General features: G+C 53.4%; 16 protein-coding genes. 7 read left to right on the top strand and 9 right to left on the bottom strand.

Annotation, left to right across the window (positions count from 1 at the left end; translation table 11 throughout):
• Positions 1–73 precede the first annotated feature (73 nt).
• Both DS878_RS04205 and DS878_RS04210 read left to right on the top strand, forming a co-directional pair.
• Complete coding sequence (locus tag DS878_RS04205; protein WP_113814737.1) at positions 74–1,888, top strand: ATP-binding protein; 1,815 nt, start codon at positions 74–76, stop codon at positions 1,886–1,888.
• Complete coding sequence (locus DS878_RS04210; protein WP_113814738.1) at positions 1,885–3,237, top strand: sigma-54-dependent transcriptional regulator; 1,353 nt, start codon at positions 1,885–1,887, stop codon at positions 3,235–3,237. The genes DS878_RS04205 and DS878_RS04210 overlap by 4 nt, the downstream gene beginning before the upstream one ends.
• Positions 3,238–3,259: 22 nt before the next feature.
• Here the strand turns inward: DS878_RS04210 and DS878_RS04215 are convergent, their stop codons facing one another.
• The 7 genes from DS878_RS04215 to DS878_RS04245 form a co-directional block, all read right to left on the bottom strand.
• Positions 3,260–4,615, bottom strand: coding sequence for a PhoH family protein (locus DS878_RS04215; RefSeq protein ID WP_113814739.1), 1,356 nt, complete (start codon positions 4,613–4,615; stop codon positions 3,260–3,262).
• 66 nt (positions 4,616–4,681) lie between these two features.
• Positions 4,682–5,173: an HPP family protein gene (locus tag DS878_RS04220; RefSeq protein ID WP_113814740.1), complete on the bottom strand. Its 492-nt coding sequence runs from the start codon at positions 5,171–5,173 to the stop codon at positions 4,682–4,684.
• Positions 5,174–5,333: 160 nt separating this feature from the next.
• Complete coding sequence (gene minE / locus DS878_RS04225) at positions 5,334–5,585, bottom strand: cell division topological specificity factor MinE (RefSeq protein ID WP_113814741.1); 252 nt, start codon at positions 5,583–5,585, stop codon at positions 5,334–5,336.
• Positions 5,586–5,588: 3 nt separating this feature from the next.
• On the bottom strand, positions 5,589–6,401 hold the full coding sequence (gene minD / locus DS878_RS04230) for a septum site-determining protein MinD (protein WP_113814742.1): 813 nt from the start codon (positions 6,399–6,401) through the stop codon (positions 5,589–5,591).
• Positions 6,402–6,478: 77 nt separating this feature from the next.
• Positions 6,479–7,243, bottom strand: coding sequence for a septum site-determining protein MinC (gene minC, locus DS878_RS04235; protein WP_113814743.1), 765 nt, complete (start codon positions 7,241–7,243; stop codon positions 6,479–6,481).
• On the bottom strand, positions 7,240–7,629 hold the full coding sequence (locus DS878_RS04240) for a HopJ type III effector protein (protein WP_113814744.1): 390 nt from the start codon (positions 7,627–7,629) through the stop codon (positions 7,240–7,242). Before DS878_RS04240 ends, minC begins: the two co-directional genes overlap by 4 nt.
• Entirely contained in the window at positions 7,629–7,907 is a 279-nt protein-coding gene (locus DS878_RS04245; protein ID WP_113814745.1) for a DUF1244 domain-containing protein, read from the bottom strand. Before DS878_RS04245 ends, DS878_RS04240 begins: the two co-directional genes overlap by 1 nt.
• A 115-nt stretch (positions 7,908–8,022) precedes the next feature.
• Between DS878_RS04245 and dinB the strand changes: the two genes are divergently transcribed.
• A complete protein-coding gene (gene dinB, locus DS878_RS04250) occupies positions 8,023–9,087 on the top strand; it encodes a DNA polymerase IV (RefSeq protein WP_113814864.1) in 1,065 nt (354 codons plus the stop codon).
• 2 nt (positions 9,088–9,089) lie between these two features.
• On the opposite strand, the gene DS878_RS04255 is transcribed toward dinB, so the two are convergent.
• Together DS878_RS04255 and DS878_RS04260 are read right to left on the bottom strand one after the other, a co-directional pair.
• Positions 9,090–9,662, bottom strand: coding sequence for a phosphatase PAP2 family protein (locus tag DS878_RS04255; RefSeq protein ID WP_113814746.1), 573 nt, complete (start codon positions 9,660–9,662; stop codon positions 9,090–9,092).
• A complete protein-coding gene (locus DS878_RS04260; RefSeq protein ID WP_113814747.1) occupies positions 9,628–10,851 on the bottom strand; it encodes a glycosyltransferase family 4 protein in 1,224 nt (407 codons plus the stop codon). Before DS878_RS04260 ends, DS878_RS04255 begins: the two co-directional genes overlap by 35 nt.
• A 114-nt stretch (positions 10,852–10,965) precedes the next feature.
• Between DS878_RS04260 and DS878_RS04265 the strand changes: the two genes are divergently transcribed.
• The 4 genes from DS878_RS04265 (at position 10,966) to DS878_RS04280 (ending at position 15,470) form a co-directional block, all read left to right on the top strand.
• Positions 10,966–12,003 (top strand): NADP(H)-dependent aldo-keto reductase, encoded by a 1,038-nt coding sequence (locus tag DS878_RS04265; protein ID WP_113814748.1) that lies wholly within the window; start codon positions 10,966–10,968, stop codon positions 12,001–12,003.
• Positions 12,004–12,245: 242 nt separating this feature from the next.
• On the top strand, positions 12,246–12,566 hold the full coding sequence (locus DS878_RS04270) for a hypothetical protein (protein ID WP_113814749.1): 321 nt from the start codon (positions 12,246–12,248) through the stop codon (positions 12,564–12,566).
• A 223-nt stretch (positions 12,567–12,789) separates the two neighbouring features.
• Entirely contained in the window at positions 12,790–15,000 is a 2,211-nt protein-coding gene (locus DS878_RS04275) for an acetyl-CoA hydrolase/transferase C-terminal domain-containing protein (protein WP_113814750.1), read from the top strand.
• Positions 15,000–15,470 carry a peptidylprolyl isomerase gene (locus DS878_RS04280; protein WP_113814751.1) on the top strand — a complete coding sequence of 157 codons (471 nt, stop codon included), beginning with the start codon at positions 15,000–15,002 and terminating at the stop codon, positions 15,468–15,470. The genes DS878_RS04275 and DS878_RS04280 overlap by 1 nt, the downstream gene beginning before the upstream one ends.
• The last annotated feature ends 170 nt before the right edge of the window (positions 15,471–15,640 follow it).

The following is a 15,640-nucleotide window of genomic DNA, read 5'->3' on the forward strand; positions in this document are numbered from 1 at the left end:
TGCCCGTGCCCTTGTTCTTCAAGGGGGCGGGCGATACTCTGGCGTCCTTGATCGGTGTTGCAGGAACCGGGCTATGTCCTACCGGATAGGCGCTTTTGTTGTATTCGTTATTACTCTTCTGGTGTCCTGGATACTGGGTGGCTGGGTTGGCTACCGGCAGGTCGAACAGGACAGTATCGAAGAGTCTTTCCGCTACCGCCAGCTTGTCGGGAACGAGCTGAACCGGTATTTACCCATTCCCGGACTGATGGCTGAGCACCCGATACTGGCAGAGGCTTTGAGCTCTCCGGATAACCCGGAGGTGATTCACCGGGCGAATGAGCAGATGCAGCGTATGGCGGCTATTGCAGGAAGCTCGGATGTCTATTTGATGGATACGTCGGGCCTGACGATTGCAGCTAATAACTATCAGCAGGCCGATAGCTTTGTGGGCCGGAACTTTGCGTTCAGGCCATATTTTTACGAAGCAATGGAAGGTGGTGATTCCGCAGTCTATTTTGCGCTGGGGCTTATGTCCGGAGTGCGAGGTCTCTACTTTTCCCATCCGGTTCGGGGCCAGGATTCCAGGATTCTGGGCATTGTCACTGTGAAAGTACTGGTTCATGAGCTTGAGTCCCAGTGGCACCGGCCGGATTCCACACGTGAGGCGGAGATGGTAGTGCTGGATGAAGCCGGTGTGAGCTTTCTGGCCAGCAAGCCGGAATGGCTGTATCGCGATTTTACCGGCAGTGCGGAAAAGGCGCCGGGCGAAGCTTCACGCCAGCGTTACCCTGAGCGTGATCTGGAGCCTGTTTCTCTGCAGTACCTTGGTAAGCCCTGGGGATTGTCTGGTTTATCCGGCACCTTGCGTATCCGGGAGGATGGCGGAGGCCTTGAGTATCTGAGCGTTCGCACCCCTCTGCCAAGGCTGGACTGGACGCTGCAGGTTATGGTGAGTACCCGTTCGGTAGTCTGGACGCGCCTGGGGTTTGTGACCGGCGGTATCGCGATCTATTTTGGCGTTCTGCTGGCGTGGCTCTATTTACGTGAACGCTATCGCCGTGAAGCGGAGCTGGCCTTGAGAGGAGAGCAGCTTGAGCGCAGGGTGGCCGAGCGAACGGCGGATCTGGAACGCTCCAATCATAAGTTGCTGGGTGAAATACGGGAGCGTGAGCGCACCCAGGATGAATTGCGGGAAACTCAGCAGGAGCTGATCCAGGCGGCGAAGCTGGCGGTGCTGGGGCAGATGTCAGCCGGGCTTAATCATGAGATGAGTCAGCCTATTACTGCCATTCAGACCTATGCCAGAAACAGCCGGCGATTCCTGGAAAAAGGCGCTGCCGATATGGTGGATGCGAACCTCAGTGAAATTGTCATTCTGTGCGACAAAATGGCGGAGCTCACCCGTCAGTTCAAGGTATTCTCCCGCAAGTCTGAAGGCCCACCGACGATTGTGGATTTCCGTCTGGCGGTGGACGCATCCCTGAAAATCATTGCGGCACAGAAAAATAGTGCGGGCATTGATATCCGCTGGAAACGCCCCGCGCAGCCGGTTTTTTGTCACGGTGATCTGATCCGGATTGAACAGGTGATGGTCAATCTGCTTGCGAATGCGGTGCAGGCTGTTGAAGGTCTGGAGCAGCCGGAAATCACTATAGAGGTTGAGGGAAGAGACGGGATCTGGAGCTGTTTCGTGCGGGATAACGGGCCTGGACTGCCAGCGAATACCGAGCAGATTTTTGAACCTTTCTTCACCACCAAGTCCGTCAAGCAGGGGCTTGGGCTTGGTCTGTCCATATCGAGGCAGATTGCTGACGCTTTGGGAGGCAGGCTTACCGGTTGCAATCGCACTGATGCATCGGGTGCGGAATTTGAATTTACCCTGAAAAAACGTGAGGCCGTGGAATGACGGAACCCTCGGTAATTTTTGTGGATGATGACCCCCACATTCGCCAGGCCATTGCCCAGGCGCTGACCCTGGAAGATCTGTCTGTGCGCTGTTTTGAAGATGCAGAGTCGGGCATTGAGGTTATTACGCCGGAATACTGTGGCGTTGTGCTTTGTGACTACAACATGCCGGGCATGGACGGGCTGGAGATGCTGAGTGCTGTCCAGGCTATGGACAAGACGATTCCCGTTATTATTCTGACCGGTCAGGGCGATATCAGCACTGCGGTTTCTGCCATGCAGCAGGGCGCATACGATTTTATCGAGAAACCGTTCAAGCATGATGAGCTGATTGAGTTGCTCCGGCACGCATTGGAGAAACGGCATCTGGCTTTGGAAAATCGTCGTCTCAAAGCCCAGTTACGCCATTTGACAAGGCCCGGTCCGAGGATTCTGGGCGGCACGCCCAGCATGCAGAAAGTGATGGATACCATTACACCCATTCTGGATATCGGGGCGAATATTCTGCTGTCTGGTGAAACCGGCTCTGGTAAAGATGCTCTGGCTCGTTACATTCACGAGAACAGCCCAAGGGCTGCCCATAACTTTGTTGCTATTAACTGCGGAGCGGTTCCGGAAAACCTGATTGAAAGTGAGCTTTTCGGGCACGAGGTCGGGGCCTTCACCGGTGCGGATAAACGCCGCATCGGGAAGATTGAACACGCCAATCAAGGGACGCTGTTCCTGGATGAAGTTGAAAGCATGCCCATGCCACTTCAGATCAAGTTGCTTCGCGTGCTGGAAGAGCAAAGGGTGGAGCGCCTGGGCAGTAACCAGGTTCAGGAACTGGATGTGCGTATTATTGCGGCCACCAAAGCTGATCTCAAAGCCCTCAGTGATGAAGGCAATTTCCGGGCGGATCTCTATTACCGGCTGAACGTGGTCAAGGTGGATATTCCGCCCTTGCGCGAGCGCAAAGAAGACATCCCTATGCTGTTTCACCACTTTGTTCTGATTGCCGCCGCACGTTATGACCGGGAGAGTATTCCGCTGGATGCGAGCCAGGCAGCCCGCTTAATGCACCACAGTTGGCCGGGCAATGTCCGGGAATTGCGTAACCTGGCAGAGCGATATGTACTGCTTGGTCCGTCTGCTCTGGATGAAAGTGAGCCTGTGGCCAAGGCGGATGTGAGTGGGCGGCGTACGCTTGCAGAGATGATGGACAGCTTTGAGCATTCCATATTGACCAGTGCACTCAATGCCTGCCATGGAAGTATCAAGGACACCATGGTGCAACTGGGTGTTGCCCGTAAGACCCTCTACGACAAAATGAAGAAGCATGGCCTGGATAAGGCTCAGTTCAAAGACTGAGCCTTATCCGGAAACTCCCGGTTTAAAGGTTGGCTTCTGCAAATTCCGCCAGTATTGAGCGCGGTACGCCTTGCAGATGAATATGCCCGCCATGACCGAAGGTTTTGAAGCGTTCCGTCATATAGGTCAGGCCGGAGCTGAGTGCGCTCAGGTACGGAGTATCAATCTGCGCCAGGTTACCCAGGCAGATCACCTTGGAGCCGTTACCCGCACGGGTAATAATGGTCTTGATCTGGTGCGGTGTCAGGTTCTGGGATTCATCAATAATAATCAGACTGTGCTGGAAGCTGCGGCCACGAATGTAGTTCATGGATTTGAAGTGCAGGGGTACCTTGCTGAGAATGTAGTCCACGCTGGCGGTCATATTCTCATCGTCTTCGTGCAGTGCTTCCAGGTTGTCCACGATGGCACCCAGCCAGGGCTCCATTTTCTCGGCTTCTGTGCCGGGAAGGAAACCGATATCCTCATCCAGCCCCTGGGTTGAACGGGTTGCAATAATCCGCTTGTAGAGCTTGCTGGCAACGGTCATTTCAATGCAGGCAGCCAGCGCCAGAATGGTTTTTCCTGATCCCGCCGAGCCGGTGAGATTAACCAGGTGAATATCCGGATCCAGCAGCAGGTTCAGGGCCATGGCCTGATAGATATCCCGGGGCACCAGCCCCCAGACTTCTTCGTTCATCAGGTCGTGCTGGTGCAAGTCCCGGATAACCACCTGGGTATCCGTAATCTTGACAGCCCTGCCTATAAACCCTTGTTCATCAAGAACATATTCATTGACATTGAGTTTGGCCAGTTCACCTTCGCGCTTGAGAATATGTTCGGTTATGCCATCCCGCTGTACAGTTTCCACTTTAGAGATGGTGTCCCAGAAGGAATTAGGGAACTCGATGTAACCCTTCGGCAACAGATCAATGTCGTCCAGAAGCTGATCGTTGTGATAATCCTGGGCTTCCACGCCAAAACCACGGGCTTTAAGCCGCATGTTGATATCTTTGCTGACCAGTATGATATCCCGGGACTTGTGTCGCTCCTGAAGCGCTGCAAGTGTGTTGATGATCTTGTTGTCGTTCAGGTGCTGAGGCAGCGAATGGTCACCTGCATGCTCTGTGCTCATCAGTATGGACAGGGTGCCCAGAGGTTTTGCCATCTTGGCCCGTACGATGGGTACACCTTTTTCTATGTCTTTCGGGCTGGCGTCACCAAGCAATTTGTCGATGGTGCGGATAGCCTGGCGACAATCAGCCGCTACACTCTGTTTGCCGGATTTCAGGCCGTCGAGCTCTTCCAGGACCGTCATGGGGATAATGACATCGTGTTCTTCAAAATTGAGGAGGGCATTTGGATCGTGGATCAGGACGTTGGTGTCGAGGACGTACATTTTTCGTCGAGCTTGCGGTGCTTTTTCCGGGGTTCTGGGCATAGGTGTCGCTACCTCTGTGGTGGATCAGTCGATGCGGGCGCAGCGTTTCGTAAGCTCCTCATCCGAGACGATTTTCAACATATCGTATGTGGTCACGATGCCAGTGATCTTTGAACCTTGGGTTACAAAGATCCGGTGCAAGTGCTCACTCATCATGATATTGGCAATGTCGCGCACAGGCGTGGATTCGTCAACAGATAAAACGATGGGTGTCATGATATCCCTGACCTCAACCGGCACTTTGCCCATTTCTTCAAAAAGTATCATGCGCAGGCGCCGAGCCTCCTGCTGGTCTTCTGCCGTGAGCTCTTTGTCGGCGTCAGTCCTGTTGGCATTCCAGCGGAATTCTGTGATGTCTTTGAGTGTGACTATGCCGACAATTTCGTCCGAGTCGTCGGTGACCGGGCTGCCGGTAATTTCATTTTCAGTAAGAAACCGGGCCAGGCGGTCCATAGTCCAGGATTGCGGTACGGCTTTGATGTTGGGCGTCATTATCTCGTAAGCGAGAACGGTCATCGAGTTTACTCTGCCTTGTGAAGTCCCTGATCCAAAGCTTAGCGTGTCATGCCTTGCCCGTCACCTCTTAGTTACCTGGCGGGTCTTTGTCTACGAATCCGCCCGCCCGTTGGATACGGGCAGGCGTTTTCTGTCTGTAGCCTGTCTGGTCAATGCCTGGTCAGCGTTCGGGCAGGGTTACGTTCAGTTCCAGAACAGAGCAACTGTCGTTGCGATCCACTTCTACCTGGACCATATCATCACTGATCTGGACGTATTTCCGAATCACTGCCAGCAGCTCTTGTTGTAACTGCGGCAGGTAATCTGGCTGATCGCGCTGACCGCGTTCGTGAGCCACGATAATCTGCAGCCGCTCTTTAGCTACGTTTGCAGTACCGGTTTTCTTGCCTCTGAAATAATCGAGGAAACTCATGGCTCAGCCTCCTTTGAACATCCGTGAGAAGAAGCCCTTTTTCTGGGAGGTCATGAAGCGTTGTTCCCGCTCCTCACCCAGAAGGCGTGCAACTGCGTCGTCGTATGCCTGGCCAGCATCGCTTTCCGTTTCGAGAATGACCGGCAGCCCCTGGTTTGAAGAGTTGAGAACAATCTGGCTTTCCGGGATAACACCCAGTAAAGGAATAGCGAGAATCTCTTCGACATCCGCTACAGAAAGCATTTCACCCCGGTCAACCCGGTCAGGGTTGTAACGGGTCAGCAGCAGATGCTCCTTGACCCCCTCCTGGCCCGTTTCGGCGCGGCGGGATTTGCTTTGCAGAATACCGAGGATACGGTCCGAGTCCCGCACAGAGGAAACCTCTGGGTTGGTTACTACAACGGCTTCATCCGCGTAGTACAGGGCCATCATGGCACCGTGCTCGATCCCGGCGGGTGAATCGCAGATGATGTAGTCGAACGTTTCGGAGAGTTCGTTGATAACTTTTTCAACGCCCTCTTTTGTGAGAGCTTCTTTCTCACGGGTCTGGGAAGTAGGGAGGATATAGAGAGTATCAACCCGCTTGTCTCGGATCAGAGCCTGGTTCAGTGTTGCCTCGCCCTGTATGACGTTGACAAAGTCATACACTACCCGGCGCTCGCAGTTCATGATCAGGTCCAGGTTGCGCAGGCCTACGTCGAAATCGATCACGACGGTTTTGTGCCCGCGTTTGGCAATGCCGGTGCTGATGGAGGCGCTGGTGGTTGTTTTACCAACGCCGCCCTTTCCTGAGGTTACGACAATGATTCTAGCCAAGGTCTATTTCCTGTTTCTCGGTGGATTCGTCGTGTCTGCCGGATAAACCGGTCACATTATTTTGTCGGGTTCCAGTATCAGGCTTTTTCCAGCGGTGTCACCACCAGCAGGTCGTCCCTGAGCTGGATTTGCACAGCGCTTTTCCAGCCGTTGTCCTGAAGATCTTCGGAGATTTTATAGTGTCCGGCGATGGACACAAGCTCTGCCTCAAGTGATTGGCAGAAGATTCTTGCGGACTCGGCGCCATGAATGCCCGCCAGGGCACGGCCCCGCAGTGGTCCGTATATGTGTATGTTACCAGCTGCGAGTACTTCGGCGCCTGCCTGAACCGGTGCCAGAATAACCAGATCGCCGTCCGGGGCATGAATTTGCTGGCCTGAGCGAACCGGCTGGCTGATGATACGGGTCGGGGTTGCTTCCGGTGCCGCCTGTGGCGCCGGCGCAGCGGGCGATTCTGTAGCTTCTGCTTTCTCTGGCGCGGAGCCGGTTTCATGGGCCCGGTCTCTCTGGCCGGTTCCGGGCATCAGAGCTAACGAGGCTCCTCTGGCCAGTCGGCGCTGGTCGTCATTGCCTCCGCGAACACCGATTACATGAATATTGTTGCGTCGGCATGTGCCGATGATTTTGAAAAAATCCAGTTCACTGTCGAGACCTTCGTATTTCTCCAGGCTGATAATGAGCGGGATATCCCGGAAGAAGCCGGGAGCCTGGCTGATTTTGTCTTTCAGCGTTTCTTCGAATTCATCGTTATCGAAATAGTACAGCTCCAGCGCAGTCATGGAAACGCTGGCGCTTTTCAGCTGGAATCCGTGTTTTACCCCGGAGGCGGAGGTGTCACTCATGAGTGGGTCTCTTCTCTGGTATCTGGCTCGGATGGAGTTTGGCGCAGGCGCAGCGGCGCACTTTCAAAGCGGATGCCCGACCAGCCGGTGCTGATGAACTGGCGGATATTGCCGTGGCTTTCTTCGGTGGGGTTGTCCAGAACCTGCTTATAATGCTGCGCAAACAGCTTCAGGGTGTCTGCCTCATTCAGATTGCAGTACTGGGCAATGCCGAATACCTGGCAGGAACCCCTGTTTTCATCAGCAGAGTTGAACAATGGCCCGTTGTGAAAACCCGTGGGCTGAAAGTCAAAGTGGTGCCTGATCAGTGCCAGGGTGTCATCAAAATCCGCATGGCCGCCATCCAGTGATGCCAGGTGGATACGCAGTGCTTTGTTTACGTTCATTACTTATGGTCCTGCCTGGGGCCGGTCTGGTGAAGTGATTTCCACTCTTCATAAGGCATTCCGTAGATCTCTTCTCTTGCTGCGGGATCAGAAATTTCCAGCCCCCGTTCTTCAGCCGCTGCACGGTACCACTTGGAAAGGCAGTTGCGACAGAAACCGGCCAGATTCATCAGGTCAATGTTCTGAACCTCGGGGTTGTCCTGTAAATGTTTGACCAGGCGACGAAACGCCGCTGCTTCTATTTCGGTGCGCTCAGAGTCTGGAATGGGGTTTGTCATGGAGCCTCGTGACGGTGTCGGGTGGTTATCATTGGGGTTCCTGACATTCTCAGCATCTTACTTTAAGATACAAGGCTGTATAAATGTACAGAAACCCGACGCGAGTGCAGTGATTATGCCTCAACGCAAGATCATCCACGTGGATTGTGACTGTTTTTATGCGGCGGTCGAGATGCGTGATGACCCGACGCTGAGTAATGTTCCTCTGGCAGTAGGCGGTGCCGGTGGACGGGGAGTCGTCGCTACGTGCAATTACAAGGCTCGGGCTTTCGGTGTACGTTCAGCCATGCCTGGCGCTGAAGCCCGGCGGTTATGCCCGGATCTGGTGATGGTTCCGCCTGATATGGCTCGATACCGGAATGCGTCGAAACAGGTTATGGGTATCCTGCGGGAACTGACAGATCTGGTTGAGCCTTTATCTCTGGATGAAGCGTTTCTGGATGTATCAGACATTGACGATCACAGGGGGAGCGCCACCCTGATGGCTCGTTACCTTCGGGAAAGAGTGAAGAACGAAGTCGGTATTACTATCTCCGCTGGCGTGGCGCCCAACAAATTTCTGGCCAAAATTGCCAGCGATTGGCAAAAACCTGATGGGTTGTTTGTGGTAAAGCCAGATGAGATTGATGGCTTTGTCCGGGAATTAAACGTTGAGAAGCTGTTCGGGGTGGGGCAGGTGACAGCGTCCAGGCTACATGCTCTTGGTGTGCAGACCTGTGGCGACTTACAGACGCTGGGCGTAGATGTGCTGATCGAGCAGTTTGGCAAGCAGGGGTTCCGGCTGCACGAAATGGCCCATGGTCGGGATGAGCGGCCAGTGGTGGTTTCGCGGATTGCCAAATCGGTCAGTGTAGAACGAACCTTCTCCGAGGATCTGCCGGATATGGCTGCCTGCGAAACAGTACTTGCATCGCTGGTTGCCGACCTGAACCTCCGGCTTTCCCGCAAAGGGCGGGACAAGCCCATCCACAAGCTGTTTATCAAGATTCGGTACAGTGACTTTTCCACCCACTCGCTGGAGCGTGTAAGGGAAAATGTCAGAGATCCGGCTCTTGAGGATTACCTGCCTCTTCTGGGTGAACTGGTAACCAATCGCGAGAGGCCGGTTCGCTTGTTAGGCCTGGGTGTGCGTTTTCGCAATGATGATGCACCTGTGACTCAGCTTCGGCTGTTTGATTGAGCTCAGCCCGGGAACAGAATCAGAAAGTCGCTGATAAAATACAGAGTTGATAAATACCCCATGAGTCCTCCGATCAGGGCGCCTGCTGCCACGTCAGTGGGGTAGTGCAGGCCCAGTACAACCCGGGATGCAGCAACGCTCAGGGTAAACGGGAGGGTGGCCAGAGCCAGTGCGGGAGCGGTCATGAATAACATGGCCTGAAAACAGGCAGCATGCATAGTGTGCCCGGAGGGAAAGCTGTAACGATCCAGTGGCGGCGTACCGCAGTTGATGGAGGGGAAGGATATAAAAGGCCGCTCACGGATCAGCCGGCGCTTGAGGAGTTTGTATGTCAGGGTGCAGGCAAGCCCTGTCAGCGTCATCAGCAATGCTACACCGAGCCCTGTTCCGGGCATAATGAAGGGAATGGCAAGGATGAGTGCATACCAGAACCAGCCGTCGCCCATTCGGCTCATGAGCTGGAAATAACGAAGGGCCAGCCGAAACCGGACCATCCGGTTAATAGACTGACACCAGGCGTATTCGCGTTGATCCGCCAACTTAAAAAAGCGAGCGGCTGTGCTTACTGGGCGCATAGTATTGGACCTTTGGGCTTTGGCTTCTTAACACCAGTTGTTCAAATTGCTTGATCTGAGAATCCCAGCCCAGTTCAAGCGCATCCAGTCGTGCCTGGGCCCGGATGCGGTTCAGCAGGCTGGGCTGGTTTGTCAGTCGGAGGGCTCCGTCGACAAACCTTTCATCTATGGCAAGTGGTGCCTTCATCCCGTTTTCTGAGTGTCGAATATGCTCGCTGGCGGCAGCATCATCGTAGGCAACGACAGCAAGGCCGCTGGCCATCGCTTCAAGAACAACGTTTCCGAACGTGTCCGTTTTGCTGGGGAACAGAAAAATATCGCCGGAGGCATAGTGGCGGGCGAGATCGTCTCCTCGCCGGGTACCGCAGAAGATGTAGTCCGGGTGTTTTTCAGCCAGCTGTCTGCGCATGGGGCCATCACCTACCAGCACAAACCGGGTTCGTGGATGTAGCTTGCGTATGCGCTCATAGCAGGACACGGCCATTCGCAGGTTTTTTTCTGCAGCCAGCCGACCTACATAAAGCACTGCATGACCATTTTCTCTGAGCCCCCAGCTCGCACGCAGGGTCTCATCCCGCTTGCATGGTGCGAAGCGCGTGCAATCAACACCGCGACTCCAGATACCGGTTGGCGTAATACCCATATCTGAGGCTACCTGTTGCATTTTCTTTGTAGGCACCAGGGTGATTGCTGTCCGGTTATGGAACCATCGGCCATAGGCACAAAGAGGCTTTGCCAGAAACCCGGCACCGTAGTACTGGCTGTATTGGTGAAAGTTGGTGTGGAAGCCGGAGCTGACAGGGAGCCCCATCTTTTTCGCCGCAGATACAGCTGCAATGCCCAAAGGTCCCTGGGTTGCTACGTAGACCGCATCCGGACGGTCCGTTTGCCACAGTCGCTGGAGCTCGCTGCTGCTGACCAGACCGAAACGCAAGTCTGCATATCCAGGCAGAGGCATGCCTGTCACCACATATTCATGGGCGAATAAAGCTCCGTTTGCATCAGGCGCAGTGTTTTTGCTTTCATGGCGCTGCCGCGGACGTACAACGCTAACCCTATGCCCGTTTCTGACCATCCCCTCGCAAAGGTGTCTCAGGGTGTTGGCCACCCCATTGACTTCCGGGGGAAATGTTTCGGAAACGATGGTAATCTTCTGTATGCGCCGGTTGGCCTGACTGGTCCTGGTCACGACGTTTCCTGTGGTTCCTTTGACATGACTCCACTATGGAAAGCTAGCGTGACCGTTACGCGACACTCCTGTGACATTCTCTTTACCTGTTAAACCAATTTAAGCGGAGGTGCTATGCAAACCCGAAAGCTTGGCAATACCGATATCGATGTCAGCCTGATATGTCTCGGCACCATGACATGGGGCGAGCAGAACACCGAACAGGAGGCCTTTGAGCAGCTGGATTACGCTACTTCCGAGGGCGTTAATTTCATTGATGCTGCGGAAATGTATCCGGTGCCCCCACGGCCAGAAACCCAGGGTCTCACCGAGACGTACCTGGGCAACTGGCTTGCGAAGCGCAATCGTCGCGATGATCTGGTGATTGCCTCGAAAGTCGCAGGGCCGGGTAACGGATTGAGTTATCTGCGTAATGGCCCGCGTCTGACACGCGATCATATTATTGAAGCCTGCGATGCCAGCCTGAAACGCCTGCAGACCGATTACATAGATCTGTACCAGGTGCACTGGCCGGACCGAAACACCAACTTTTTCGGGAAGCTTGGTTATGAGCACGACCCGCAAGAGACATATACGCCAATCGAGGAAACGCTGACGGCTCTCAGTGAACTGGTGAATGCAGGGAAGGTCCGGCATATAGGCGTCTCTAATGAAACTCCGTGGGGCGTGATGGAATATCTGCGCCTGGCTGGCGAGAAAGGCTTGCCGCGGATTGTCAGTATTCAGAACCCATACAATTTACTGAACCGGTCTTTTGAAGTTGGTACCGCTGAAATTGCTCACCGGGAACAGACTGGCTTGCTGGCGTATTCACCTTTGGCATTCGGTATGCTCTCGGGCAAATACATGGGTGGGAAATGGCCCGAAAAGGCCCGTCTGACACTTTATGAACGCTTCAGTCGATACACCAATGGGCGTGGTGCGGATGCAACTCGCGCATATGTCGAACTTGCCAGGCAGAATAATCTCTCTCCGGTCCAGATGGCTTTGGCTTACGTAAATAGCCGGGGCTTTGTTACCAGTAACATTATTGGCGCGACCACAATGGAGCAGCTTCAGGAAAACCTGGGTTCGGTTAGTGTGAATCTCAGCCCGGATACGCTGGAAGCGATTGAGGCGATTCACCAGGAGTTCACCTATCCCTGCCCCTGATATCCGGTATTGCTGAAAATTGACGTAAGGCATTGAGCCATAAGGAATTGGCCGTGCCTGAACGGAGGAGCTGTTACATTCTGCAATACAGGGGATCATTTTTTGACAAAAAGCGAGTAAAGCAGTGACAAAAAAATGACCCGAATGTGTGCAGTTTCACATCTTTTTGCCGTCTTGGGATTAGACTTTAGCCTATGGTAGAAGTAAAATTCTTATCCGGTTAAAAGGTCCTCGTAAGTATCATGATTATTCGTATTTTTGTCGCATTGCTTGTTCTCAACGCCGCCGCTTTTGTGGTTCGCGCCGATGCGGCTGAACGCGGCGTCAATGAATTGAACGAAATCATGACTATCGAAGATGTCTACCAGCTGGAGCAGCGCATGTCAGGTGATTTTGACGATGACGCTGATGCTGTTGCCGAAATCGGATCCCGTTTACTGAGTTTGTCGCTGGTGCGTTCTGATAATACGGGCAAGCACTATGCGTCTCAGTCTGCCCGGGCCGATCATGGGATTGCATTGTTGAATGAAGGCGCCTGCCTGAATCTGAAGTGGAATTTCTGACCTCTTTATCGTATCCCGCAAGCTCCAGTTTGCTACTTTCCTGACTTTTCAATTCTGTACCTCTCTCTTGAAACCACGCTTTTTCTCGGGCTGTATGTACGGCTTCTTCTGATTCTGGCTGTCAAAAAACCTGATTCATGATTTCGTGCATTGTCTGTCCACATATGTCATGTGATGATCCCCCCTGTGGATAACAGCTGATTGATCAATGAGGATCCTGGGTATGGCGACAAACAGAGGGCAGCGCTTTAATGAGATAGAGGCTTGTGTGGATGAAGTGATTCGCCGGGTTGGCAAGACGATCAGGTTGGGACTGCCTTTGGGAATCGGGAAGCCGATCCGCTTCGTAAATGCACTCTATCAGAGAGCAAAGAATGACCCGGAAATAGATCTGCAGATATTCACAGCGCTCTCACTGCTGGCCCCTTCAGGTAGTTCTTCTCTGGAAAAGCGGTTTATGGGGCCGTTTGCGGAACGTCTCTATGGAGATATCCCGGATTTGCAGTATGCCAGGGACTCCAGCAACAATCAGTTGCCCCCGAATGTTCAGGTTTCGGAATTTTTTTTCAAGGCAGGTAGTGCCCTGAAAAACAAGCCTCAGCAGCGCCATTACATATCTACCAACTATACGCACGCTGCTCGTGATCTTATGAGCCAGGGGATTAATGTGATTGCCCAGATGGTGTCACCGGGAGAGGTGCATGATGCCCCGGGTATGGTAAGCCTGAGCTGTAACCCCGATCTGACTCTTGATCTGCTGCTGATGTTAAGAGAAAGCGAGGCGGCAGGCTCTCCGGTAGCCGTTGTGGGTGAAATCAATCGCCAGTTACCCTGGTTTGGTCGCGATGCGGCCATAGCAGAAGACCAGTTCGACATGATGTTTGAAGATGAGTCTTCGGAATACCCGTTGTTTTCTGCGCCTCAGATGGCGATAAGCCCGGCGGATCATCTGATTGGCTTCTATGCCAGTACCTTGCTGAAGGACGGTGGTACCTTGCAGTTGGGAATAGGCTCGCTTGGCGCGGCGCTGGTACATAGCGCCCTTCTGCGCCATAAAAATAATCATGCCTGGAAAGCCGTTTTCGATTATCTCAAGGTTGCGGAACATTTCCCTCTGGTAGAAAAGGAAGGTGGCACCGGGCCGTTTGAGAAAGGCCTCTACGGCTGCAGTGAGATGATGGTTGACGGATTTCTGTATCTCATGCAAGAGGGTATTCTCCGGCGGGAAGTATATGATCATGCCGGACTGCAAACGCTCCTCAATAATGGTGATATCGATGACAGAGTGTCTTTGGACACACTGGATGTACTGCGCCGGGAAGGGCTTATCGGGTCGCCGATGGGGGCTCGCGATGTGTCCTGGCTTACCCGCTACGGTATTCTTCGAAGTGAGGTTGAGTTTAGAGACGGCCGGCTGTATGTGGGAGAGCAGGTGCTGGATGCCGACCTGGATAACGCGGAAGCCAGGGGCGCGATTGCGGCTCAGGCTCTGGGGGAGAGACTGAGTGGTGGTGTGGCCATGCACGGCGGTTTTTATCTGGGCCCTCAGAAGTTCTATCAGTCACTGCGTGAACTCACGGATGCGGATCGCGACCGGATCTGCATGACCAGCGTTAACTACATCAATCATCTCTATGACCATCGCTTCGGTAATCAGCACCTTAAGGCCGCGCAGCGAATCCATAGCCGGTTTATCAATACCGCAATGATGTACACGCTCAGTGGAGCAGCTGTTTCGGACGGGCTTGAGGATGGTCGGGTGATCAGCGGTGTGGGTGGCCAGTACAACTTCGTGTCCATGGCACATGAGTTGCCGGGTGCACGCTCAATTATCGCTTTGCGTAGTACCCGAAAAACTCAGGGGACAAGGGTGTCGAATATTGTATTCAATTACGGACATTGTACGATCCCCCGTCACCTCCGGGATATTGTGGTCACCGAATATGGTATTGCTGACCTGCGGGGTCAGCCGGATGAACAAGTGTATCTGCGACTGATCCGTATCGCAGATTCCCGCTTTCAGCAGGAACTGCTCAGCCGGGCACAGAAAGCCGGTAAGGTCGATGCGGCCTTCCGGTTGCCGGCTGCATGGAAAAACAATACGCCAGAGGCTATCGCAAAGCTGTTTTCAGATACTGGAGGTGATGAATGGTTTCCGGCATTTCCTTTTGGCCGGGATTTTACCGACCAGGAGCTGGTGCTGGGCAAGGCGCTCAGGAAACTCAAATCTGAAACGGCCACTGGCCGTGGTAAGCTGTCGACCCTCCTGCAGGCTTTCAGGGCCAGAGATGAGCAGGGTTGTTATACCGAATTTTTGCAACGTATGGGGCTGCACCAGCCTTCAGGGCTGCGTGAAAAACTGGATCAGCGTCTTGTGATCCATGGCCTGAAACTGACAGAAAATCCACCGGATACAGGAAACTCAAAACTCTGATGGAAGCTTCTTTAAAAAAACCTGACGTTTTTACTGTTCATTATGTGCTGAAGAACAAAATCGGCGAGCTGGTTGATACTTCAGAAGGCAGTGAACCTCTGCACTTTCTGTATGGCAGCCCGGATATTATCAAAGGTATTCAGGAAGCTGTGAAAGACCGTAATGCAGGGGACTGTCTGGAAGTAACTGTTCCGCCCTCCATGGCCTATGGAGAGCACAGGGAAGACCTGGTTCGGAAAATCCCCCGGTCGATGTTTGAGGGTGTGGAAAATTTGCAGGTTGGTATGAAATTCCAGACAAATACCGGTGACAACGCCCAGATTGTTCAGGTTATGGGAATCGACGGTAATCTTGTCCGGGTTGATGCCAATCATCCGCTGGCCGGTTTTACCCTGTATTTTGATCTGGAAATCATTGAGCGCCGTGAAGCAACCGATGAAGAAATTGCTCTGGGCCGGCCACTGTTTTGAACGGGTTTGCCAATCTTAACCTGAGGTAAATACAGGTCAGTGTTTGTCACCGGCTGTAACCACAAGTCAGTTCCATGTATATTTCTGAATAGCATGTATAATTGCTGTTACATCAGGTAGCCTGTATTGTCAGGTTGCAGGCAAGACACTGAACCCGGAAAATAAAATCA

This window comes from Marinobacter sp. F3R11, assembly GCF_003318275.1.
Classification (GTDB): domain Bacteria; phylum Pseudomonadota; class Gammaproteobacteria; order Pseudomonadales; family Oleiphilaceae; genus Marinobacter.

What these genes read in the sequence shown, in the direction of transcription:
- DS878_RS04205 (WP_113814737.1), top strand. Translation starts at nt 74, where the DNA reads ATGTCCTACCGGATAGGCGCTTTTGTTGTATTCGTTATTACTCTTCTG.
- DS878_RS04210 (WP_113814738.1), top strand. Translation starts at nt 1,885, where the DNA reads ATGACGGAACCCTCGGTAATTTTTGTGGATGATGACCCCCACATTCGC.
- DS878_RS04215 (WP_113814739.1), bottom strand. Translation starts at nt 4,615, where the DNA reads ATGTACGTCCTCGACACCAACGTCCTGATCCACGATCCAAATGCCCTC.
- DS878_RS04220 (WP_113814740.1), bottom strand. Translation starts at nt 5,173, where the DNA reads ATGACCGTTCTCGCTTACGAGATAATGACGCCCAACATCAAAGCCGTA.
- minE (WP_113814741.1), bottom strand. Translation starts at nt 5,585, where the DNA reads ATGAGTTTCCTCGATTATTTCAGAGGCAAGAAAACCGGTACTGCAAAC.
- minC (WP_113814743.1), bottom strand. Translation starts at nt 7,243, where the DNA reads ATGAGTGACACCTCCGCCTCCGGGGTAAAACACGGATTCCAGCTGAAA.
- DS878_RS04240 (WP_113814744.1), bottom strand. Translation starts at nt 7,629, where the DNA reads ATGAACGTAAACAAAGCACTGCGTATCCACCTGGCATCACTGGATGGC.
- DS878_RS04245 (WP_113814745.1), bottom strand. Translation starts at nt 7,907, where the DNA reads ATGACAAACCCCATTCCAGACTCTGAGCGCACCGAAATAGAAGCAGCG.
- dinB (WP_113814864.1), top strand. Translation starts at nt 8,023, where the DNA reads ATGCCTCAACGCAAGATCATCCACGTGGATTGTGACTGTTTTTATGCG.
- DS878_RS04255 (WP_113814746.1), bottom strand. Translation starts at nt 9,662, where the DNA reads ATGCGCCCAGTAAGCACAGCCGCTCGCTTTTTTAAGTTGGCGGATCAA.
- DS878_RS04265 (WP_113814748.1), top strand. Translation starts at nt 10,966, where the DNA reads ATGCAAACCCGAAAGCTTGGCAATACCGATATCGATGTCAGCCTGATA.
- DS878_RS04270 (WP_113814749.1), top strand. Translation starts at nt 12,246, where the DNA reads ATGATTATTCGTATTTTTGTCGCATTGCTTGTTCTCAACGCCGCCGCT.
- DS878_RS04275 (WP_113814750.1), top strand. Translation starts at nt 12,790, where the DNA reads ATGGCGACAAACAGAGGGCAGCGCTTTAATGAGATAGAGGCTTGTGTG.
- DS878_RS04280 (WP_113814751.1), top strand. Translation starts at nt 15,000, where the DNA reads ATGGAAGCTTCTTTAAAAAAACCTGACGTTTTTACTGTTCATTATGTG.